General features: G+C 71.2%; 22 protein-coding genes. 14 read left to right on the forward strand and 8 right to left on the reverse strand.

Going from position 1 to position 20,101, the window contains the following annotated elements; genetic code table 11:
• Positions 1–14 precede the first annotated feature (14 nt).
• Positions 15–1,889 carry a SpoIIE family protein phosphatase gene (locus ACIQ7Q_RS11100; protein ID WP_403858890.1) on the forward strand — a complete coding sequence of 625 codons (1,875 nt, stop codon included), beginning with the start codon at positions 15–17 and terminating at the stop codon, positions 1,887–1,889.
• Here the strand turns inward: ACIQ7Q_RS11100 and ACIQ7Q_RS11105 are convergent.
• A complete protein-coding gene (locus ACIQ7Q_RS11105) occupies positions 1,857–2,729 on the reverse strand; it encodes a universal stress protein (RefSeq protein WP_403858892.1) in 873 nt (290 codons plus the stop codon). The genes ACIQ7Q_RS11100 and ACIQ7Q_RS11105 overlap by 33 nt on opposite strands.
• A 143-nt stretch (positions 2,730–2,872) precedes the next feature.
• On the opposite strand from ACIQ7Q_RS11105, the gene ACIQ7Q_RS11110 reads away from it, so the two are divergent.
• Complete coding sequence (locus tag ACIQ7Q_RS11110; RefSeq protein WP_403858894.1) at positions 2,873–3,169, forward strand: DUF1876 domain-containing protein; 297 nt, start codon at positions 2,873–2,875, stop codon at positions 3,167–3,169.
• Positions 3,170–3,339: 170 nt separating this feature from the next.
• On the forward strand, positions 3,340–5,739 hold the full coding sequence (locus tag ACIQ7Q_RS11115) for a glycoside hydrolase family 65 protein (protein WP_403858896.1): 2,400 nt from the start codon (positions 3,340–3,342) through the stop codon (positions 5,737–5,739).
• A 76-nt stretch (positions 5,740–5,815) separates the two neighbouring features.
• Here ACIQ7Q_RS11115 and ACIQ7Q_RS11120 read toward each other — a convergent pair whose 3' ends face one another.
• Together ACIQ7Q_RS11120 and ACIQ7Q_RS11125 are read right to left on the reverse strand one after the other, a co-directional pair.
• The gene (locus tag ACIQ7Q_RS11120) at positions 5,816–6,415 is read right to left on the reverse strand and encodes a CBS domain-containing protein (RefSeq protein WP_403858898.1); all 600 of its coding nucleotides are present in this window, start codon (positions 6,413–6,415) and stop codon (positions 5,816–5,818) included.
• A gap of 93 nt (positions 6,416–6,508) precedes the next feature.
• On the reverse strand, positions 6,509–7,075 hold the full coding sequence (locus tag ACIQ7Q_RS11125; RefSeq protein WP_403858900.1) for a rhodanese-like domain-containing protein: 567 nt from the start codon (positions 7,073–7,075) through the stop codon (positions 6,509–6,511).
• 260 nt (positions 7,076–7,335) lie between these two features.
• Between ACIQ7Q_RS11125 and ACIQ7Q_RS11130 the strand changes: the two genes are divergently transcribed.
• Positions 7,336–8,046, forward strand: a complete 711-nt coding sequence (locus tag ACIQ7Q_RS11130) for a helix-turn-helix domain-containing protein (protein WP_403858902.1) — start codon at positions 7,336–7,338, stop codon at positions 8,044–8,046.
• Between the two features lie 75 nt (positions 8,047–8,121).
• On the opposite strand, the gene ACIQ7Q_RS11135 is transcribed toward ACIQ7Q_RS11130, so the two are convergent.
• The gene (locus tag ACIQ7Q_RS11135; RefSeq protein ID WP_403858904.1) at positions 8,122–8,619 is read right to left on the reverse strand and encodes an ATP-binding protein; all 498 of its coding nucleotides are present in this window, start codon (positions 8,617–8,619) and stop codon (positions 8,122–8,124) included.
• Between the two features lie 192 nt (positions 8,620–8,811).
• Between ACIQ7Q_RS11135 and ACIQ7Q_RS11140 the strand changes: the two genes are divergently transcribed.
• Positions 8,812–9,072, forward strand: coding sequence for a DUF397 domain-containing protein (locus ACIQ7Q_RS11140; RefSeq protein ID WP_403858906.1), 261 nt, complete (start codon positions 8,812–8,814; stop codon positions 9,070–9,072).
• A gap of 90 nt (positions 9,073–9,162) precedes the next feature.
• On the forward strand, positions 9,163–10,065 hold the full coding sequence (locus ACIQ7Q_RS11145; protein WP_403858908.1) for a helix-turn-helix domain-containing protein: 903 nt from the start codon (positions 9,163–9,165) through the stop codon (positions 10,063–10,065).
• 198 nt (positions 10,066–10,263) lie between these two features.
• Here the strand turns inward: ACIQ7Q_RS11145 and ACIQ7Q_RS11150 are convergent, their stop codons facing one another.
• Positions 10,264–11,073, reverse strand: a complete 810-nt coding sequence (locus ACIQ7Q_RS11150) for an SAM-dependent methyltransferase (protein ID WP_403858910.1) — start codon at positions 11,071–11,073, stop codon at positions 10,264–10,266.
• A 165-nt stretch (positions 11,074–11,238) separates the two neighbouring features.
• Positions 11,239–12,144, reverse strand: coding sequence for a LysR family transcriptional regulator (locus ACIQ7Q_RS11155; protein ID WP_403858912.1), 906 nt, complete (start codon positions 12,142–12,144; stop codon positions 11,239–11,241).
• 119 nt (positions 12,145–12,263) lie between these two features.
• On the opposite strand from ACIQ7Q_RS11155, the gene ACIQ7Q_RS11160 reads away from it, so the two are divergent.
• Positions 12,264–12,968 carry a type 1 glutamine amidotransferase domain-containing protein gene (locus ACIQ7Q_RS11160; RefSeq protein WP_403858914.1) on the forward strand — a complete coding sequence of 235 codons (705 nt, stop codon included), beginning with the start codon at positions 12,264–12,266 and terminating at the stop codon, positions 12,966–12,968.
• Positions 12,969–13,020: 52 nt separating this feature from the next.
• On the opposite strand, the gene ACIQ7Q_RS11165 is transcribed toward ACIQ7Q_RS11160, so the two are convergent.
• A complete protein-coding gene (locus ACIQ7Q_RS11165; RefSeq protein WP_403858916.1) occupies positions 13,021–13,428 on the reverse strand; it encodes a VOC family protein in 408 nt (135 codons plus the stop codon).
• A 203-nt stretch (positions 13,429–13,631) separates the two neighbouring features.
• On the opposite strand from ACIQ7Q_RS11165, the gene ACIQ7Q_RS11170 reads away from it, so the two are divergent.
• Positions 13,632–14,450: a VOC family protein gene (locus ACIQ7Q_RS11170; protein ID WP_403859180.1), complete on the forward strand. Its 819-nt coding sequence runs from the start codon at positions 13,632–13,634 to the stop codon at positions 14,448–14,450.
• 21 nt (positions 14,451–14,471) lie between these two features.
• Entirely contained in the window at positions 14,472–15,143 is a 672-nt protein-coding gene (locus ACIQ7Q_RS11175; protein WP_403858918.1) for an HAD family hydrolase, read from the forward strand.
• A gap of 25 nt (positions 15,144–15,168) precedes the next feature.
• Here the strand turns inward: ACIQ7Q_RS11175 and ACIQ7Q_RS11180 are convergent, their stop codons facing one another.
• A complete protein-coding gene (locus ACIQ7Q_RS11180; RefSeq protein WP_403858920.1) occupies positions 15,169–16,206 on the reverse strand; it encodes an NAD-dependent epimerase/dehydratase family protein in 1,038 nt (345 codons plus the stop codon).
• Positions 16,207–16,390: 184 nt separating this feature from the next.
• On the opposite strand from ACIQ7Q_RS11180, the gene ACIQ7Q_RS11185 reads away from it, so the two are divergent.
• The 5 genes from ACIQ7Q_RS11185 to ACIQ7Q_RS11205 all read left to right on the forward strand — a co-directional run bounded on the left by ACIQ7Q_RS11185 (position 16,391) and on the right by ACIQ7Q_RS11205 (position 20,085).
• The gene (locus ACIQ7Q_RS11185) at positions 16,391–17,077 is read left to right on the forward strand and encodes a HemK2/MTQ2 family protein methyltransferase (protein ID WP_403858922.1); all 687 of its coding nucleotides are present in this window, start codon (positions 16,391–16,393) and stop codon (positions 17,075–17,077) included.
• Between the two features lie 61 nt (positions 17,078–17,138).
• On the forward strand, positions 17,139–17,321 hold the full coding sequence (locus ACIQ7Q_RS11190; protein WP_403858924.1) for a CDGSH iron-sulfur domain-containing protein: 183 nt from the start codon (positions 17,139–17,141) through the stop codon (positions 17,319–17,321).
• A 5-nt stretch (positions 17,322–17,326) separates the two neighbouring features.
• Positions 17,327–18,346 carry an iron-containing redox enzyme family protein gene (locus ACIQ7Q_RS11195; protein ID WP_403858925.1) on the forward strand — a complete coding sequence of 340 codons (1,020 nt, stop codon included), beginning with the start codon at positions 17,327–17,329 and terminating at the stop codon, positions 18,344–18,346.
• Positions 18,347–18,523: 177 nt separating this feature from the next.
• Positions 18,524–18,778: a DUF5133 domain-containing protein gene (locus ACIQ7Q_RS11200; RefSeq protein ID WP_403858927.1), complete on the forward strand. Its 255-nt coding sequence runs from the start codon at positions 18,524–18,526 to the stop codon at positions 18,776–18,778.
• 65 nt (positions 18,779–18,843) lie between these two features.
• Complete coding sequence (locus tag ACIQ7Q_RS11205; RefSeq protein WP_403858929.1) at positions 18,844–20,085, forward strand: aromatic acid exporter family protein; 1,242 nt, start codon at positions 18,844–18,846, stop codon at positions 20,083–20,085.
• Positions 20,086–20,101: the final 16 nt, after the last annotated feature.

The raw sequence follows: 20,101 nt of genomic DNA on the forward strand, positions 1-20,101 counted from the left end.
AGGATGGTGGGGCGTTGAATGCCGCTGACCGGCCACGGGAGGTCGAGTTCCTGCGCGCCGTGTTCGACAGCATGGGTGCAGGACTTTATGTCACGGACCCCGTGGGGCGCGTCGTGGCGTCCAACCCCTGGGCGCAGCGGTTGGTCGGCCGCACCGAACAGGAGACCCTCGGCCTGGATCTGCACGATCTGCTGCACCGCCGGGCCGACGGCACCCGGATTCCCCGGGAGGAGTGCCCGGTTCTGGCCGTCCTCGACAGCGGCCGTCCGGCGGAGGGCAGTGACGAGTTCTACCTGCGCCCCGACGGCACCGTCGTCCCGATCATCTGGGCCGCGACCCCTCTGCTGCAGCAGGGCGGTGTGGAGGGCGCGGTGATCACCTTCCACGACTTCAGCCTCCACCAGGAGGCCGCCGAGCAGCGGGCGACCCGTCTGCTGGCTCTGGAGGGGCTCACCGAGCGGCTGACCATGGTCGCGGAGATCTCCGCGGCGCTCAGCTCCACCCTCGACATCCCCCAGATGTTGCAACGGCTGGTCCGCGTCCTGGTGCCGGAAGTGGCCGACTGGGCTGTGGCCGACCTGCGCAGCGAGGACCAAGCGGCGGACATGCGGCGGATCGCGGTACGGACCAGTGAGGAGCACGGCGGAGGCCAGGCCTTGCTCGGTCCGCTGCCGCCGCTCGCGGAGACCGAGCCCGGGTCCGTGCTGGCGCGGGTGATGCGCGGGGACCGGGCGCGGCAGCTGGACGCCGAGGATCTCGCAGAGGACGCGGAACCACCGCTCGCCCAGGCGCACCGCGAACTCTTCGACCTGCTCGGCGGGCACTCCGGCGCCGTGGTGCCGCTGAGCACCCGCCGAACGGTGTTCGGCGTGCTGACCCTGGGCCGCACCGGCGACCATCCGCCCTTCACGGACGCCGAGATGCTCGTCCTGGCCGACATCGGCCGCCGCGCAGGCCTGGTGCTGGACAACGCCCAGCTGTTCGACCAGCAGCGGCACGTGGCGGAGATCATGCAGCGGCAACTGCTCACGCCGCTTCCGCAGGTCGACCACCTCCAGATGGCCGCCCGTTATCAGCCCGCGGAGAGCGCCACCGAGATCGGCGGCGACTGGTACGACGCCTTCCTGCTCGCCGACGGAGTCACCACGATGGTCATCGGCGACGTCGTGGGCCACGACCTCAAGGCCGCCGCGCACATGGCCGAGGTCCGCAATATGCTCCGCGCCCTGGCATGGGACCGCCAGGAACCGCCCAGCCTGATCATGCGCCGCCTGGACGAGGCCATGACCAACACCAGCGACGCGCCCATGGCCACCGCCGTCTTCGCGCGGGTGGAGGGGCCGGAGGGCGGGCCCTGGCAGCTGCACTGGGTCAACGCCGGGCACCCGCCGCCGCTGCTGGTCACCACCGACGGCCGGGCCCGCTTCCTCGAAGGAGGACACGGACCGCTGCTGGGCATGAACTCCGCCCTGCACCTCGGCCTGGACTGGCCGGACGCCCGCGAGGACCTCCCCGCCCGGTCCACCCTCCTGCTCTACACCGACGGTCTGGTCGAAAGCCGGACCCGCTCCCTCGACGCGGGCCTCGCCCTGCTGCGGCGTCACGCCGCCGACCTCGCGGACCTGGAGGTGGAGGAGTTCTGCGACGAACTGCTGCAACGCATCGGCCCGAGCGGTGACGACGTCGCCCTGCTCGCACTGCGCATCCCCGCATGGGGCATGGGGAGAGCCGGCGCACCCGCGCCGCGGATCCACGCGCACAGTCCGGCTGCCGCCAACCGAGCGGCCCCCGGTTCCCGTGTGGAGAACAGTCCGGTCAGGGACACCACCCGACGCTCGGTGCCGCCCGCCGATCCGTCAGTCGTGCGGGACGACCGCGACCGGGCATGACGCGTGGTGGAGCGCCGCGTGCGCCACGGACCCGATACGGCCGCCGATCGGGGAGCGGCGCACCCGGCGGCCCACCACCAGCAGCCCGGCGACGGCAGAGGCCGACAGCAGCACCTGGCCGGCGCTGCCGAGCTCCACACGGGCGGTCACCCGCACCTGGGGGAACCGTTCCCGCCACGGCTCGAGCGCCTGCTCCAGCGCCCTCCTCTCGAACGGCTCCAGCCCACCCAACTCGTCGGCGAGGTGCATCGTGCCCGGCTCGTAGGCGAACACCGGCGGCGGGCTCCACGCCCGTACGGCCAGCAGGTCTTCGCCACCGGCCGCCGCTGCCGCGAAGGCGAACCGGAGCACTGCGTCGCTCTCCTCCGCACTGCCCTGCTGGCCCACCACCACCGGCCCCTGGTCCGGGTCCGGATCGTCCCTTGGACGGGCCCGGACCGAGACGACCGGCCGGGTCGCCGCGGCGATCACCTGCCGGCCGTAGGAGCCCAGCAGAAAACCGACGAGGGCGCCGTGCCCGCGCGAGCCGAGCACCAGCATCTCGGCGCGTGCCGCCACGGCCAGCAGCGCGGGCACCGGCGTGTCCGGCACCGCCTCCGCGCTCAGAGGCACCCGCTCGTACTGCTCCGCCACCCGCAGTTCGGCCTCCCGCAGCACCGCCTCCGCCGCACGCACCTGGGCCTGACTGTCCTGCTCCAGGGGCGTGTCGACGGGCTGCCGGCGCCAGGCGTGCACCAGGTGGAGCGGCAGCTCCCGCCGTGCAGCCTCGCGGGCGGCCCAGTCGGCGGCGGCCAGGCTTTCCGGCGAACCGTCCACTCCGACAGTGATGGCGCGCGTCATGGGACATGCCTCCGTTTCGTCCGCTGCCTCCATGGTGATCCGCCCGGAGGGGTTCGGCGCCGTCGCCGGCGGACGTGTCGCAGAGGCGCCGGGCAGGGCGGATCCTTGAACCAGTACCGCCGACAGGTCGGGGAGAGTGCACCATGACAACGACGAGGGAGTGGAAGGTCGAACTGGTCCTCTCGGAGGAGGACGGGACGACGAAGGCCCGCGCCGTGCTGGACACCGGCAAGGCCACGTTCACTGGGTACGGCACGGCACACTGCAGTCCGCAGGACGTGGACGTTCCCGAGATCGGCGACGAACTGGCCGCGAGCCGTGCCATGCACAGCCTCGCCCGGCAGCTGATGAGGACGGCCGACCAGGACCTCGAAGCGATGGGCGCCGGCGTGGGGAGCCCTCCCGAGCCCGGCTACGGGTGGCCGTACACGGCGCCCTGAACCCACGGCCCACCCCTGAAGCGCTCGCCCGGCGACCCGCGCGGACGCCGGCCCCCGGCGTACGCGCACCCGAGCGGTTGGGCGCGCGGCGTACCCGGATCCGGCGGACAGACCCCACCCGACGACCCCGGCGAGCACCCCGAGCACCCCGAGCACCTCGAGGACTGACGATGCACGAGTGGATCTGGACGTACGAGGGATACGACCCCGCTCGTGAGCGGCTGCGCGAAGCGTTGTGCACGCTGGGCAACGGCTACTTCGCCACGCGGGGATCCGCCCCCGAGTGCACCGCCGACGAGACGCACTACCCGGGCACGTACGCGGCGGGCTGCTACAACCGCCTCACCTCGAGCGTCGCCGGCCGCCAGGTCGAGAACGAGGACATGGTCAACCTCCCCAACTGGCTTCCCCTGCGCTTCCGTATGCACACCGCCGACGGCGACGCGCCCTGGTTCACCCCCGACAGCCCGGCGCTGCGCGAACACCGCCAGAGTCTGGACCTGCGCGCCGGAACCCTCGAGCGGAACCTGCGGTACGTCTCGGAGGACGGACGCGGCCTCACGGTGCGTCAGCTGCGCCTGGTGCACATGGGCGACCCGCATCTGGCCCTGCTGCGCACCCAGTTCACCGCAGAGGGATGGTCCGGAGACATCGAAGTCGAAGTCGCGCTCGACGGTGCGGTCACCAACAGCGGTGTGGCGCGCTACCGGCAGCTCAACGGCAATCACCTCGTCCACGTCAACGCCGGTGACGGCGAGCCGGACACGGTGTGGCTGCGCTGCCGCACCACCACCTCCGACATCAGGATCGGCATGGCGGCCCGTACCGTCGCGCAGGACGGGCCGGACGACGAACGCGCCCACACCGCACACGAACCCCTGCGCTCCGTGCAGCTCCTGAGACTGTCACTGTCGGCGGGCGTCACCCGCACCGTCGACAAGACCGTGGCCCTGCACACCTCCCACGACCCCGCGATCAGCGACCCGCTGCACGCGGCGGTCGACCGGGTCCGCCGGGCACCGGGTTTCGAGGAGCTCCTGGAGTCCCACCGGACGGCATGGCGGCAACTGTGGCGACGCGGTGAGCTGGACGTGCCGGGCGAGGCGGGCAGCATCCTGAGACTGCACCTCTTCCACGTCCTGCAGACGCTGTCGCCGCACACCGCGGACCTCGACGTGGGCGTCCCCGCGCGCGGACTGCACGGCGAGGCGTATCGCGGCCACATCTTCTGGGACGAGCTGTTCGTCCTGCCGTATCTGAACCTGCATTTTCCCGAGGTCTCCCGGGCGCTGCTCATGTACCGCTACCGCAGGCTGGAACAGGCCCGACTGCTGGCCCGCGACGCCGGACACAGCGGAGCCATGTATCCGTGGCAGAGCGGCAGCGACGGCCGCGAGGAGACCCAGGAGCTGCATCTCAACCCCCGCTCGGGCCGCTGGCTGCCCGACCATTCACGGCTCCAGCACCACGTCGGTTCCGCCATCGCCTACAACGTGTGGCAGTACTGCGAGGGGAGCGGCGACGCGGAGTTCCTGCACACCAAGGGAGCGGAGATGCTGACGCAGATAGCGCGCTTCTGGGCCGGCTTCGCGACGTACGACGAGGAACTTCAGCGTTACCGCATCCGGGGCGTGGTCGGACCCGACGAATACCACGAGGCCTACCCGGACTCCGTGGAGCCGGGCCTCGACGACAACGCGTACACCAACGTCACCGCGGCCTGGGTGCTCGCCCGCGCGCTCGAGATGGTGCGCGAACTGCCCGAGCCGCGCCGCCGCGAGCTGTACGAGCGCACCAGCCTCGAACGCGGGGAACTCGCGCGCTGGGACGACGTCTCCCGACGGCTGTACGTTCCCTTCCACGCCGGGGTCATCAGCCAGTTCCACGGATACGGCGATCTGGCCGAGCTGGACTGGGACGGTCTGCGGGCCCGCCATGGCGACATCCGCCGCCTCGACCGGGTACTGGAGGCCGAGGACGACACTGTCAACCGCTACCAGGCGTCGAAACAGGCCGATGTGCTCATGCTCGGCTACCTCTTCTCGCCCACCGAACTCGGCGGCCTCTTCGAACGGCTGGGCTACGACCTGGACGACGACACCTGGCACCGGACCGTCGACTACTACCTGAAGCGCACCAGCCACGGCTCGACCCTGAGCGGACTGGTGCACGGCTGGGTGCTGGCCCGGGTGCGCCGCGAGGACGCCTGGACGTACTGCCGGGAAGCCCTGGAGGGCGACATCGCCGACCTGCAGGGCGGCACCACCGAGGAAGGCGTGCACCTCGGCGCCATGGCCGGCACACTCGACCTGGTGCAACGGGGTCTCACCGGGATGGATACCCGCGGCGGGGCGCTCTGGTTCGACCCGGTGCCCTCGCCCGAGCTGTCCGAATACGGCTTCTCCATCCGCTACCACGGGAACTGGGGCGTGCGGGTACGGATGCGGCCCGGCGAGCTGCACATCGGCGTACCGGCGTCCCACGAATCACCGATCGAAGTGCGCCTCTCGGACCGGGCGGTGACCGTGGAGCCCGGCGAGTCCCGCCTGATGATGCTGCCCGAAGAGTGACGGCACGGGTGACGCGGTGCGCCGACTGCCCGGTCAGGACGCTCCGTCCCGCCGCCCGCTCGTGGCGTCCTGGCGGTCAGCCCGTGTCGTCCTGCTCGAAGGACAGCCGGTCCACGACCTTGACGACGCCGTCCACGCTCTCGCACAGGCGCACCACGACCGGCACCAGGCCCTTGCGCGCGAGCGTCCCGCTGAGCGTGACCCTGCCGTCGGTGACGTCGACGGACACCGACGCCGGTGACACGCCCAGCGTGCCGACGAGCACGTCCTCGACGATCTCCTCCTGGATGGCGCGGTCCCGGCGCAGGAACAGTTGCAGCAGGTCGCTCCGGCTGATCACGCCGATCAGCCGCCCCTGGTCGTCGACCACCGGCAGCCGCTTGATGTGCCGGTCCTCCATCACCCTGGCCGCCTCGACGGCGCTCCATCGCGGCTGCGCCACCACGGCCGGGCTCGTCATGAGGTCGTCGGCGGTGTCGCCGCCGGCCCCAGAGGTCCGCTCGCGCAGGAGGTCGGCTTCCGAGACGACTCCAATGGGGCGGTGCGCGTCGTCGACCACCGGCACGGCCGTGATGTCGTACTCGTCGAGGAGCCGGGCGATCTCCTTGAACGTGGTTCCCCGCTGGACGGTGACGGCGTCCGGCGTCATCAGGTCGGCCACACTGCGCTGTCTCATCGCCCGTCGGGTCCCTTCACGGCGTCGCCTCACGTTCTCCTGGTCCTGGTGTCCTCTGCTCCGACCAGTCTCCCGCTTGCGGGCAGGCGTCGCTCAGCCGGACAGGGCGGCGACGGTCGCGTCCAGATCGGCGGGGCGGGGCCGGTTGTGCGGCAGCTTCGCGAGCACACGGGCCATACCGCACGTATCGGTCAGTGCGGAGAACACCAGGCCGCTCGCGACACCGGCCGACAGCATGCGGGCCGCGGGCCGGCGCCGTCCCGCGACGAGCCCGGCCAGCACCAGGGCCCCCGCCGCGAACCTGACCTGGCGCTCCATCGCCCACGCCGTTCGGGCTCCGGCCGGCCGGTGCACGTCGTGCCCGAGCTGGACCCAGGCTGCCGTGCCGCCGGTGAGCGTGGCGGCCGCCACGCCGCTCTCCGCGAGGGTCGCGCAGGCGTCGGCGGAGCGGGCGCCGGAGGCACACACCACGAGGAGATCGCCCCGGTCGGCTGCGGCCATCAGAGCGGGCAGCGCCGCATCGAGGTGGTCCAGGGGGATGTTGTGGGCGCCGGGCAGGTGACCGGAGGCGTACTCGCCCGGGGTACGTACGTCGACGACGGTCAGTTCGTGCAGCCGGGCCTTTGCCTGGGCGGGGGCGAGGGCGGTGTGGGTGGTCACGCGGCATGCTCCTTCTGTCTTCGGGTCCGGCCGGACTTCGGTGCGCGTGGCGCTCCTGGGAGGGCGGGCGTCGCGACTACCGGGACCAGTCTGCAGCACTGCCGGTGAGTCGCCGTGCATGGTCCGGCCCTGGTCCGCCTTGGGCGGGCCTCCAGCGCAGCACTGTCGTCGTGCGCCTCCGTGACCCGCTGGCTACCGTGAACGTGCGCGGCGATCCGCGTCGCCACAGCCGGCGGACCGACACGGGAAAGGTGCCCACCATGCCCGAACAACCGCAGACGGGACGTGGCGCCTCCGATCCCGGGCACCCCAAGGGCGACATCGGCCGCCGTGTGGCCGCCCGACGACAGCAGCTCGGGCTCTCCCGTGAGGACGTCGCCCTGCGGGCCGGTTCCGCGCCCGGATACATCGAGTACCTCGAGGAGAAGACCGCCACCCCCGGCATGGGCTTTCTGCTGCGGCTGGCGGACGCGCTGGAGACGACCGTCACCACGCTGACCGGTGGCGGCGCCGACCTGCCGCCCGGCATCGGCCGGGCAGGCGACCATCCCGAGCTGGTGGAACTCGGACGTGACCAGTGCTGGGCCCTGCTGGGCACACACGGTGTGGGCCGGATCGCCGTCACCACGACGGAGGGCCCGGCGATCCTGCCGGTCAACTATCTCGTCACCGAAGGGGAGATCGCCTTCCGCACGTCGTCCGACGCCCTGCCGGCCAGTGCCGCCGACGCCGAGATCGCCTTCGAGGTGGATCACATCGACGACGCGTTCAGCCAGGGGTGGAGCGTGCTGGCCGTCGGCAGAGCCCGTACGGTCACGGAGCCCGAGGGTGTCGCGAAGCTGGAGGGGCAGGCGTACAGCGCGCCATGGGCCGGCGGGGACAGCGACCTTTGGATCGTGGTGGCGCCCGACCGTGTGACCGGGCGCCGGATCCTGGTGCGCGGGGCACCGGGGCGGCTCGACGGCCGCTGAGCCGCTTTCGGAGCGGGCGAGTCATGTCGAAGGCCCACCAGGCAGATTGACGCGGTATCAGCCGCCGGGGCCGTATCAGCTGCCGGTGGGCGGCAGCGGCAGGGTGGCCCAGACGGTCTTGCCCTGCGGAGGTGTCAGCCGCCAGGACCAGGAGTCGCTCAATGTGCTGATCAGCATGAGTCCGCGACCGCCCACCGAGCAGGGGTCCGGCCGGCGACGGCGCGGCGGGGCCGGGCTGGGGTCGGTGACCGCGCAGACCAGGTGGCGGTTGTAGCGGAAGAGTCCGAGCCAGACCGGGTATTCGGCCGTGTGCGGTGGGACGGGCGGCAGCGCGTGCCGTACGGCGTTGGTCACGAGCTCACTGACGATCAGTTCGACGTTCGCCGCCAGGGACGGCAGTGCCCACTGGTCCAGGGTGCGGGCGGCGAACTTCCGTGCTTGGCCCGCGTTCTGCAGATGGCCGTCCAGCCCGCAGGCGGAGAAGCCGCTGGGCACGACCGGCTCCTCCGAGCCGCCTCCGGGCGCGCCGTGCCCGGGCACGGAGGGGCGGAACACCGGGGGCGGAGATTTCACGCCAGATTGGGCAGGCCGACTCCGGCCTGCCTGCCCGGTGTCGGTGCTCGACAAGGCCGCCGTGTGAGTCGCCACTGGTCATGTCTCCCTGCAGGCTTCGCCGTTCGACAGTAGACGCGGGACGAGTATTGTCGAGCCCACCCGAAGATGCAATTGCAGTTGGGATTGCACTGGCGGGATCCTGGTGAACGCATGTGCGAACAGAAGGAGTTGATGGGAGTGGAGTTCGTCAACGGAATGCAGGCCAGTGCCCTGGATTCGGTGCGGTGGATCAAGAGCAGCCACAGCAACGCCACCGGGAACTGCGTGGAGATGGCTGCACTTCCCGACGGCCGGATCGCCGTACGCAATTCCCGTGATCCGCACGGCCCGGCGCTCGTCTGCACACGCGACGGGTTCTCCGGGTTCGTGGCGGCCGTCGGGGAGGGGAATCTCGCCCCGGCAATCGGCTGAAAAACGCCGTAGGGCAGGCGACTTCCCCATGGCTTCACCGCGGGAGTGCTGGATACTGTCGTCGTCCCTATTTCTCCGCAGGAGCGCCTGATGGCTGCAGTCGAACCGAGCCCGTCGTTGTTCGTCCGGCCGCTGGGCGCGGTCGAGAACAACCCAACCGCCCTGAAGCTCATCCTTGGCGGCAAATTGCGCCAACTGCGGGTGAACGCCGGCCTCGACCCGGCGGACGGCGACGTCCAACTCGGTTTCTCGCGTTCCAAGACCAGTCGCATCGAACTGGGCCGCCACGGATGCAAGCCGACCGACGCCGAAGCCCTGCTGGGTCTGTACGGGGTGAAGGCGGAGGAGCAGGTCGCCGAATTCATGCGGCTGGTGACGCAATCCCGCCAGTCGGACTGGTGGCGCTCCTTCAGTGACGTACTCTCCGACTTCTTCGAGCCACTGGTCGCCCTCGAGGGCGCCGCGTCCACCATCCGTACGTACGAGCCGTTCTACGTCCCCGGCCTGCTGCAGACCCCCGCCTACGCGGAGGCGGTCGTCCGATCAGGACCCGGTCACCTCCTCACGCACGATGTCCGTCGCCGGGTCGATCTGCGCCGGGAGCGGCAGCGGCAGCTCGATACACCCGAGGCGCCGCGTCTGTGGGCCGTGATCGACGAGTCCGTGCTGATGCGCACGGTCGGCGGGCGGCTGCTGATGCGCGAACAGCTGGAGCATCTCGTCGCGATGATGCAGCGCCCGCGGGTGACTCTCCAGGTCGCCCCGCTGGAGGTGACCGCCTCCGTCGGCGTCGGTACCGGCGTGAGCTATCTGCGCTTCGCGCTGGGCGACTTGAAGGACGCCGTCTACATCGAGCACCTGACCGACAGCACCTTCACCCAGAAACCCCAGGCCGTCGAGCAGTACCGGGACATGCTGGACCGGCTCGGTGCCTGCGCGCTGACGCCCAGACAGTCGCTGGAGCTGCTCGAGGAGCGCATCGCCGGCCTGTAGCGGGTCCGTGGGTCCGCTGGGCCCCCGACTTCAGCATGCCCTTCGCTCCGGCGGCTCCCGACCTTCAGCAGGTCCCTGGGTCCGGCGGCGCCGGGCCTTCAGCGGCCCCCTTGCCGGCCTGGCAACGCCCGACGCCCGGTGCACCGCTTCTCGTAAGCGGTGCACCGGGCGTCGTTGTCGACCAGGAGCGTGCGGGCGCTACGGGAGGCGCGCGACGCCGCCCCACTCGATCCATTCGTCGGTCTGCTGCACCGGCGCGAGGTCGTTGTCCGGACGCCAGGTCGAGACCTCGACCAGGCCTGGCTCGAGGATCTCCAGTCCGTCCAGGTAGGCGGCGACCTCGTGTTCCTCGCGCACCCGACCCCAGTGGTTGTCCGTCGCCTCGGCCATGAAGTCGGTGACGAACTTGCGGATCTCGGGCCGGTCGCTCACCAGCTGACAGACAACCAGGAAACTACCGGGCACCAGCCGGTCGGCGACCCGCCGAACGAGCGCGGCCGGGTCGTCCTCGTCCGGAATGCAGTGCATCACCGACACGAAGAGAGCGGCAACCGGCTGGCTGAAGTCGATCAGCCGCTGAGTCTCCTCGTGGCCGAAGATGCCTTCGGTGTCGCGCATGTCGGCCTGGATGACCGTGGTGCGGTCGTTCTCGTCGAGCAGGGCGCGGCCGTGCGCGAGCACGATCGGGTCGCTGTCGATGTAGACGACCCTGGACTCGGGATCTACCGCCTGCGCGACCTGGTGGACGTTGTCCTGGGTCGGCAGACCGGAGCCGTGGTCGATGAACTGGCGGATTCCGTACTCGCTCGCCAGCAGACGCACCACGCGCCGCAGGAAGCGGCGGTTGTTGACGGCGAGCGTCTTGGTGCTGGGAACCTGCTTCAGCAGCTCCTCACAGGCGTCGCGGTCGGACTGGTAGTTGTCGTCGCCCCCCAGGAAGTAGTCGTACATGCGCGCCACGCTGGGCACCTTGGTGTCGATGGCGTCGGGGCGCCACGAGCTCTGCATCCAGTCCTCACCCGCGTTGATGGAGATCCGGTCAGTGGGAACAACATGCTAGGGAGAGCCGGGACGGCGGTACAGGTGATCGGCCGGCGAAGCCTTCTGACACGTCGGCTTTCGGCCAAGGCGAGGCGCCCCAACTGCCCGTTTCTGCCCATGGGTTGCAGGTGATCAGAGCGCGCCCCATGAGTGGGCGCGTGTGCGTAGATGGTCATGCACGAGGGCCAGCGGAGGGTGGACGAGCGCCCCCGTGCGAGTGGCCAGGTACAGCGTGTTGAGCGGTGGAGCGGCCGGCTCGTGGAGCAGTTCGACGGAGCCCGCGGAGAGGGCGGGCTCGGCGAGGTAGCGCGGCAGCGCGCTCACGCCCGCACCGGCGATCACGGCGGCGAGCACTGCCCGCAGGTCCGGGACGATCACGGCGATGGTGTTCGATGGGCGGCGGCCGAACTCGCTCAGCCAGTAGCGGCGGACGATCGGCAGATCGTCCGCGTAACCGACCAGGGGGAGATGCGCGAGGGCTTCCACGGGGTCGTCGGCCAGCCGGGCGGCGTCGACGCTGCGGGCGAGGGTCGGCGGCCCGACGAGGACGAACTCCTCGTCGACGAGCACGGTCGCCGCGATGTCCTGCTGGGTGGGCCTTATGGCGGACACGACCAGGTCCACCCGCCCGGCGGAGAGCTCACGGAGCAGCTCCTTGGCGAGGCCCAGCGTCACATGGATCCGCAGCCCCCGGGTGGTCAGCGGGGCGAGCGTGGGAAGCACGCGCATCGCGATCAGCTCGCCCGGTCCCGCGATCCTTACGGTCCCCACATGGGCCGGTCCCGCTCCGGACGGGGACAGGGCCGCCCGTAGCTCGTCGAGGTGGGTGCCGACGCGCGCGGCCAGGTCGGCGGCGTGGGCCGTGGGGGTGACGCCCTTCCTGGAACGGACGAAGAGCTGCTCGCCCAGCTGCTCCTCGAGCCGGGCCAGCTGGCCGCTGACGGCGGGCTGGGTGAGGCCCAGCCGTTCGGCGGCGGCGGACACCGACCCGCAACGGTAGATCTCCACGAAGGTCGCCAGCAGATCCAGTCCCGGCACGCAACACCCATTCCATAAGAGAACTTATGATGCTCATGATGCCCGGGGGCAGGTGGCGGTCAAAACTGAGGGTGTCCGCATTCGAAAGCGAACACATCACGCGAAGTAAGGACCACTCCATGTCCAAGATCCTCATGGTCATCTCCGGCGCCGACAGCCTGAAGCTGTCCGACGGCACGGTTCATCCCACCGGCTACTGGGCCGAGGAAGTCGCGGCGTCGCACGAGGTGCTGCGCGCGGCGGGCCACGACGTGACCATTGCGACGCCGGGCGGCGTCCGTCCGACCGTGGACCCGATAAGCCTCGACGAGCGCGGTGGTGTCGAGGATGCGGACGCCGAGCGATTCCGTGCGTACCTGGAGACGATCGACGCCGACCTGGCCGCGCCGGCCGACCTCGCCGACGTGTCCGCCGGCGACTACGACGCGGTGTACATCCCCGGTGGCCACGCCCCGATGGCCGACCTCGCCGTCAGTGCGGACCTCGGCCGGCTGCTGCACCACGCCGCCGGCCGCGGCACCGTCGTCGCGGCGCTCTGCCACGGCCCCTCGGCCCTGCTCAGCGCCGTCGGACAGGACGGCGCCTTCGCCTTCGCCGGGCGTCGGCTGACCGTGTTCAGCAATGAGGAGGAGCAGCAGGGCGGCCTCGGGGACAAGACGCCCTACCTCGTCGAGTCGCGGCTGCGCGACCTCGGCGCGGTCGTCGACCCTGGTCCGGCGTGGGGCAGCAAGGTGGTCGTGGACGGCAACCTCATCACCGGCCAGAACCCGCAGTCGAGCGCGGACACCGCCCGACGCGTGGTGGAGGCGCTGGGGTCCCGCTGACGATCACGGGGCAGGGCCCGGCCGGGCCCTGCCCCTCTGCTCTCCCGGCCTCCTAGAGTCGCGGCTCCGTCTTTGCCGGTGCCGGGGACACCGAGAAGGAGAACGAGTGTCCGGCCGGATCGGAGAAGACACGCTCCTCCTGCGGCCCACCCCGGTTGCTGCTGTCCACCGGCCGGGCCCCGAGCCCGACCGCCTCGCGTTCCGCCGCGTCCAGATCGTCGCGGGCGACCAGGATGCGCAGATGCGCCTGCTGGGAGTCCTCCGGTCGCGGCCAGCTGGGCGGCGCGTACCCGTGGTCGCGGCGCATCGCCAGATGCACGCCGCTGTGTCCGATCACCTCCACGAAGTCGGGATCGCTGCCGACGCGCACCTCCGCGCCGAACAACCCGGCGTAGAACTCGGCCAGTTCCATGGGTTCGGCGGCGTCGAGGACAAGGACGCTGGTCTTCTCAACGGTCATGCAGTCCAGCTACCCCCGGGCGTACCGGACATACGGAGCCGGTGTCCGGCCGGCCCCGGACAGAGGTGGTTACAAACGCCGCCGCCGGGGAACTCGTGGCGTGGTGCTCACGCACGGTCACCACCGCGTTCGCTCCTCGGCTTCCGGGGGAGGAACATGGAAGCCGCCCCCGCGTGAACCGCCCCCTACCGCCGGACATGGTGATGAACGAGAAGACCCCGGCCCAGACCGTCGGCGCCGCATCGTCCGCCGCGGTGTTCGGCGCGCCGTGTTGGGTCAGCCTCATGGCCCGTGACCTCCAGGAAGCCCAGGACTTCTACGGCGCAGTGCTCGGCTGGAGGTTCCGCAGAGGCAGGCTGGGCGACCAGTTCAGAGTCGCCGTCGTCGACGGGGCGCCGGTCGCCGGCATCGGTTCCCTGGCGCCCGCACTGAGCGTCGCCGTGGCCTGGACGCCCTATTTCGCCGTCGAGGACGCCGACAGGACGGCGGGCCGCATCAGGGAGCGCAGCGGGACCGTGGCGGTGGGGCCGCTGGCCCTGGCCATGGGGCGCGGTGTGCTGGCGGCCGACCGCGACGGCGCGGTCTTCGGGCTCTGGGAGGGCGAGCTCATGCGCGACTGGCCGGCGTGGCGCGACAAGGCGCCCGCGTGGATCCGGCTACTGGCCAAGGACGCCTTCGACTCGGCGATCTTTTACGGCGAGGTGCTCGAGTGGGCGTCCGACCGCGCGGGCTGCTGCGACGTCAGCTACCTGGAGGGCGCGGTCGTACTGCACCGTGAGGGACGGGTCCTCGCCAGACTCACCTCGGGCGCCGACGGCACGGCGGCCAACCCGCTGCTGCATCCGCGCTGGCACGTGCACTTCGCCGTGAAGGACCTGGAAGAGACGGTGCGGGCGGCCGACCGGCACGGCGGCACCGTTCTCGGCGAACGCTCCACCTCGCATGGCGCGGAGGCCACCCTGCGGGATCCCGACGGCGCCATCTTCACCGTGACCGCCACCGACAACGCCGTACCGGAGTAGCCACCGGAAGGATCTTCGCCCATGGACCGCGCCGCTGTGTTCGATGTCGACGGCACGCTGGCCGACACCAACCATCTGCACGTCACCGCTTGGTGGGAGGCCTTCCGCCAGGCCGGACACCGCGTGCCCATGCACCACATCCACCGCTCCGTGGGGCTGGCGGGCCATGACCTCATCGCCCATCTGCTGGGGGACGACCGCGACACGGGCAAGGACGACACGATCAAGGCCGCGCACCAGGCCCTGTACGCCACGTACTCCGACCGCCTGCCCGCCTTCGACCGGGCAGGGGATCTGCTGCGCGCGCTGGCGGGCGACGGCTGGACGGTGGTCCTCGCCACGTCGGCGGCCGGCGCCGAGCTCGCCGCGCTCAGGAAGGCGATCGACGCCGACGACGCCATCAGCGCGACCGCGAGCTCGGACGACGTGGACGAGGGAAAACCGGCCCCCGAACCCGTGGAGCACGCTCTCGAACTCGCCGGTGTCCCTGCCGGCAACTCCCTGTTCGTCGGCGACACGGTGTGGGACATGCAGGCGGCGACCCGGGCGGGGGTGCGCTGCGTGGGGCTGCTGTGCGGCGGCATCCCGCGTACGGCTCTGGAGGCCGCGGGAGCGTCGGCCGTCTACGACGACCCCGCAGATCTGCTCGCCGAGCTCGCCACCAGCCCGTTCGCCGAGCCCGCCCTGCCGTAACCGCCCAGAGAGGCGGCGGTGCGGTTCAGTGCGCCAGGTGCCCGACGAGTGGGGGAGTCGGCTCGCCCGCGCCTTTCCGCACCCCGCGCAGGAACTCCTCGAGCGCCGCCGTCGCGGTGTGGCGGGGCTGCCACTCCAGTTCTTCCCGCGCCCGAGCGGTGCTCATCACCGGCATGCGGGTCAGCGCGTCGAACAGATGTGGAGACGCGGGCACGGCACGCACCCTCCAGGCAGCCGACACCGCGGCGTGCACCGCTCGGCGCGGCACCCGGACCACCCGGGCCTGGAGCAGCTCGCCGAGGGTCTGCGCGTCGATCACCGGGTCGGCGGCGAGATTGAACGCGCCGCGGGCGTCGAGGAGGACCGCCATGAGGTAGGCGTGCGCCGCGTCGTCCGTGTGCAGTACTTGGAAACGCAGGCCCTCGAGGTCGGGCACGAAGGGCAGCAGCCCGGGCCTGATCAGCGGTCCGGGCAGGAACCGGCCCGCGAAGATCCGGCGCTGTTCGCTGGCCGCCCCCTCCTTGAACAGGAAGGCGGGACGCATGCGTACGACCCGTATCTCCGGGTGCTGCTGCTCGTAGGAGTCGAGCACCCGTTCCAGATAGGCCTTCTCGCGGCAGTAGGCCGCGTCCGGCCAGCCGTGGGTGGGCCATGACTCGTCGACGCCCGGGCCGGTCTTCGGTCCGGGCGCGTACGCGCCGACGGACGAGGCGTGCACGAGCACCGGCACACGGGCTGCGGCGACCGCCTCGAAGAGTCTCAGTGACCCGAGGACATTGGTCCGCCATGTGGTGACAGGTGAATGGGTCGGCTGGAAGCGCCAGGCGAGGTGGATCACCGCGTCGGCGTCCTCGAGATGCCGGGCGAGGGCTTCTTCCGCGTCCTCGGCGGCCAGATCGACGGCGGCCCAGGCCGCTCGGGAGATGGCGAGGTCCGGAACCCGGCGTGCGAGGCCCAGGACCGAGGCGATCCGCGAGTCCCCGGACAGCGCCCTCATCACGCTCGTACCGACGTTCCCGGTCGCTCCTGTGACAACGACCCGCAGGCCTGTCTTCACGCTCATCGGCTGCTCCGGTGGGTTGCCGCGACGGTAAGGCTTCTGGGCCTGCCGTGGGGGCCAGGCCCAGGCCGGGTCCCCTGAGCCGCTCGGCCGAAACGGATGAAATTCGCCGAAGCGGGCACCCGCTGATCAGCAACTTGCCGGGCGCCCCGGGAGGCCGCCCGCATCGTCTGCCGAAGGAGCATGAATGCCCAGTGTGCTGGGAGCGGATCGGGCGTATCGCGCTCTGTTGATCGCTCCGGGCGTGTACGCGCCGCAGGACGACACGTTTCTTCTCGCCGACGCGCTCGACCGCGAGCCCCGATTGCAACCGGGTACAGAGGTTCTCGACGTCGGCACCGGTACCGGAGCGCTGGCCCTGGCCGCCGCCCGGCGCGGTGCAGACGTGACCGCGATCGACAGGTCCTGGCGCGCCGTGGTCGCCACCCGCATCAACGCGACCCTCAGCCGTCGCCGGGTGCGGGTCCTGCACGGCGACCTGCTCGGCCCGGCCGCGGGCCGGCGCTTCGACCTGATCGTGTGCAACCCGCCGTACGTCCCCGCCCCGCAGCTCCGGCCGCCCCGGCGCGGCGCCGCCGTCGCCTGGGACGCCGGACACGACGGCCGGGCCGTGCTCGACCGGATCTGCGACGGCGTCGGTGAACTGCTGCGCCCCGAGGGCGTCCTGCTGCTGGTGCAATCCGCGCTGAGCGGAGTGACGCCCACCTTGCAGCGGCTGGAGCGGGCCGGGCTCGACGCCGCCGTCGAACAGCGGCAGTACGTCCCCTTCGGGCCCGTTCTGCGCTCGCGCGCGGACTGGCTGGAGCGCCGGGGGCTCATCGCTCCCGGCGAGGAGAAGGAAGAGCTGGTGATCATCCGTGCCGAACGGACCTGAGGGAGCGCCGAACGGGCCTGATGCACAGCAGCCGAGCGGCCTTGAGGGACAGCAGGGCCGGGTGCCCCGCCGCGTGACCGTGACCACGGAGGGCCCGATGCTGGTCGAGGGCCCCGTGGAGGTCGTCCTCGACGACGGGAGCACCGTGCGGTCCGACCGGTTCACCGTGGCACTGTGCACATGCCGCCGCAGCCGTGCCTACCCCTGGTGCGACACCAGCCACCGCCGACGCAGCAAGAGGTGAACGCGATGACGAAGCCCACCCCGGGCGCGGAGGCCGCCGCGCCCGCCGCGGGCGAACTGCCGCACGCCCGTGGAGAGCTGTCGCAGGGCGTGCTGGAGGCGTTGCGCGGCCCCGTCGGCGGCCCGCTGCCGCCCCCCGACTCCGCACGGCGCGCAGATCCGCTCGGCGACGACCTGCAGCTGGCCCTCTACCTCTGCTACGAGCTGCACTACCGAGGCTTTCGTGGCGTGGAACCGGCCTGGGAGTGGGAGCCGGAACTGCTGCGGCTTCGTGCGGCGATGGAGCGGCGCTTCCTCGGCGAGGTGCGCGACCGGGTCGCAGGGCATGCCGATGTGCACGACGCACTCGACGAACTGCTCGTCGAGCCGGTCGACGGCACCGGGGTCTCGTACTTTTTGAAGGACGAGGGCGAGCTGTGGCAGCTGCGTGAGTACGCCGCCCATCGCTCCCTGTACCACCTCAAGGAGGCCGACCCCCACGCCTGGGTCATCCCGCGACTGCGGGGCAGGGCCAAAGCGGCGTTCGTGGCGGTGGAGTTCGACGAGTTCGGCGGCGGGCGCGCCGAACGGGTGCACGCACGGCTCTTCGCCGAGCTGATGACGGACCTCGGCCTCGACCCCGCCTACGGCCGGTACATCGACGCCGCCGCAGCCCAGATGCTGGCCAACGTCAACCTGATGTCCCTCTTCGGACTGCACCGCGCCCACCGAGGCGCTCTGGTGGGGCACTTCGCCACGGTGGAGGTCACATCGTCCCCCGGTTCGCGCCGGCTGGCCGAAGCCATGCGCCGCACCGGGGCGGGGCCGGCCGCCGAGCACTTCTACGCGGAGCATGTGACGGCGGACGCCGTGCACGAGCAGATCGTGCGCAGGGACGTCGTCGGCGGACTGCTGGCCGACGAACCGGAGCTGGCGCCCGACATGGCGTTCGGTATCGCGGCCACCACCTGTCTCGAGGACCGGCTCACGGACCACCTTCTGGGCGCCTGGCGAACGGGTGCTTCGAGCCTCAGGACCCGGCTGTGAGAACGGCAGGGACGGTTGCGAAACGGGCTGCTCCGGCGTGCCGCCACCACTCCCCATATCAACGATTACCTAGAGTAGCCAGCTGTGTGGCGGGCTGGGCCGCTCCGGTTCACAATGAGGCACCGGACGGACGTCGCTCCGCCGTGTGCAGGGGGCCGCAGAAACCGGGAGACCACCATGCTGATGCCCGACACGAGTGTGATCACCAGGCTGATTGCCCGCTACCGGGCGCAGGAACATCACGTCCTCTCCGCGCCCCACGACGACTCCGCCCGGAGGCGGTTCGAGGACACGGCTTACACACTGTGCGTGCTGATGTGCGAGCGTACGGCGCGCGAAGCCGTGCTCGCGGCCGAGCACTATGTACACCGTCGTCTACGGCCCGCCGCGACGACCGTGGGCGAAGGCGCGGCGGCGGCCGGCGGGCGCTGACTCCGTTTCCGTGCACATCGACACGCCGATTCACGGAGTCCGGGCGGGAGCGGGGAAGGACGAATGTGCCTGAGCTTCGGACATGGCTACGCGAGCCGGTGGCCGGCATCGTCCGCCGGCACAACGAGCCGGCGGTGGTACAGACTTTCCGATCCACCGCGGCGGCGACCATCTCCTATGTGGTCGCCCTGCACCTGATCGACAGTCCCGCACCCCCGCTCACCGCGCCCCTGACCGCGCTACTCGTCGTCCAGGTGACCCTTTTCTCGACGCTGACGACCAGTGTGCGCCGGGTCAACTCCGTCGTCGTCGGAGTGCTCATCGCCATCGGGTTCAGCGCGCTCGTCGGGCTGAGCTGGTGGAGCCTCGGCCTGATCATCCTGGCCTCCCTGGTCATCGGAAGATTCGTGCGCGTCGACGAGTTCGTCCCCGAGGTCGCGATCAGCGCCATGCTCGTTCTCGGCGTGACCCAGGTGACCGACACCGCCTGGGACCGGGTCCTCGAAACGCTCATCGGCGCCGTCGTGGGGCTGCTGTTCAACTTTTTGTTCGTGCCGCCGGTCTGGGTCGAGGCCGCCGGCGAGTCGATCGAGGACCTCGGGCGCCGGATGCGGCGCCTGCTGCTGCGGATCGGCGAGGAGCTGACGAGCCCCACCCCGGTCGAGCGGGCGGCCGCCCGGCTGCACGAGGCCCGCAGGCTCGACAACGACATCGCCGAAGTCGACGCCGCGCTGCGCCAGGCGGAGGACAGCCTCCGGTTCAATCCGCGCGTCAAGGAAGGGCTGTTGCACCGCATCGTGCTGCGCACCGGCCTCGACACGCTCGAGATCTGCGCCGTCGTCCTGCGCGTACTCGCCCGCACCATCACCGACCTCGCCAAGGAACGCAGGGAGGAGGACCTGTTCACCCACGAGGTCGGCGTCGCACTCGAAGAGCTGCTGGCCCACGTCGCCGACACACTGGTGAGCTTCGCCGTCCTCGTCACCACACAGACAAGCGCGAGCGCCGACGCCGCGGAGGAACGGCTCACGGGCGAGCTCGCGGCCGCCCGCACCAGCCGCGACAAGGCCGCAGACCTGCTGCTCCAGGACGTCCAGCGCCTACCGCGACACTGGCAGCTGCACGGCGCGCTGCTCACCGAGATCGACAGGATTCTCGACGAACTCGACATGGACCACCGGTCGCGGCGCCTCATGGAGGAACTGGACCGTCACACGAGGGAACGGCGGGAGAAGCGCCCGCGGTTGTCCGCGCTCCGCGACTGGCTCTGGGGCAGGACCCCGCGTCGAGGGAGCCCCGTCCGCTGACACCGGCCAGGCAGGA

Origin of the sequence: Streptomyces sp. NPDC096176 (assembly GCF_044763255.1) — a bacterium.
GTDB lineage: Bacteria > Actinomycetota > Actinomycetes > Streptomycetales > Streptomycetaceae > Streptomyces.

What these genes read in the sequence shown, in the direction of transcription:
- ACIQ7Q_RS11165 (WP_403858916.1), bottom strand. Translation starts at nt 13,428, where the DNA reads ATGACCGTTGAGAAGACCAGCGTCCTTGTCCTCGACGCCGCCGAACCC.
- ACIQ7Q_RS11140 (WP_403858906.1), top strand. Translation starts at nt 8,812, where the DNA reads ATGTGCGAACAGAAGGAGTTGATGGGAGTGGAGTTCGTCAACGGAATG.
- ACIQ7Q_RS11130 (WP_403858902.1), top strand. Translation starts at nt 7,336, where the DNA reads ATGCCCGAACAACCGCAGACGGGACGTGGCGCCTCCGATCCCGGGCAC.
- ACIQ7Q_RS11185 (WP_403858922.1), top strand. Translation starts at nt 16,391, where the DNA reads ATGCCCAGTGTGCTGGGAGCGGATCGGGCGTATCGCGCTCTGTTGATC.
- ACIQ7Q_RS11180 (WP_403858920.1), bottom strand. Translation starts at nt 16,206, where the DNA reads ATGAGCGTGAAGACAGGCCTGCGGGTCGTTGTCACAGGAGCGACCGGG.
- ACIQ7Q_RS11145 (WP_403858908.1), top strand. Translation starts at nt 9,163, where the DNA reads ATGGCTGCAGTCGAACCGAGCCCGTCGTTGTTCGTCCGGCCGCTGGGC.
- ACIQ7Q_RS11105 (WP_403858892.1), bottom strand. Translation starts at nt 2,729, where the DNA reads ATGACGCGCGCCATCACTGTCGGAGTGGACGGTTCGCCGGAAAGCCTG.
- ACIQ7Q_RS11170 (WP_403859180.1), top strand. Translation starts at nt 13,632, where the DNA reads ATGAACGAGAAGACCCCGGCCCAGACCGTCGGCGCCGCATCGTCCGCC.
- ACIQ7Q_RS11175 (WP_403858918.1), top strand. Translation starts at nt 14,472, where the DNA reads ATGGACCGCGCCGCTGTGTTCGATGTCGACGGCACGCTGGCCGACACC.
- ACIQ7Q_RS11160 (WP_403858914.1), top strand. Translation starts at nt 12,264, where the DNA reads ATGTCCAAGATCCTCATGGTCATCTCCGGCGCCGACAGCCTGAAGCTG.
- ACIQ7Q_RS11200 (WP_403858927.1), top strand. Translation starts at nt 18,524, where the DNA reads ATGCTGATGCCCGACACGAGTGTGATCACCAGGCTGATTGCCCGCTAC.
- ACIQ7Q_RS11110 (WP_403858894.1), top strand. Translation starts at nt 2,873, where the DNA reads ATGACAACGACGAGGGAGTGGAAGGTCGAACTGGTCCTCTCGGAGGAG.
- ACIQ7Q_RS11195 (WP_403858925.1), top strand. Translation starts at nt 17,327, where the DNA reads ATGACGAAGCCCACCCCGGGCGCGGAGGCCGCCGCGCCCGCCGCGGGC.
- ACIQ7Q_RS11150 (WP_403858910.1), bottom strand. Translation starts at nt 11,073, where the DNA reads ATGCAGAGCTCGTGGCGCCCCGACGCCATCGACACCAAGGTGCCCAGC.
- ACIQ7Q_RS11115 (WP_403858896.1), top strand. Translation starts at nt 3,340, where the DNA reads ATGCACGAGTGGATCTGGACGTACGAGGGATACGACCCCGCTCGTGAG.
- ACIQ7Q_RS11120 (WP_403858898.1), bottom strand. Translation starts at nt 6,415, where the DNA reads ATGAGACAGCGCAGTGTGGCCGACCTGATGACGCCGGACGCCGTCACC.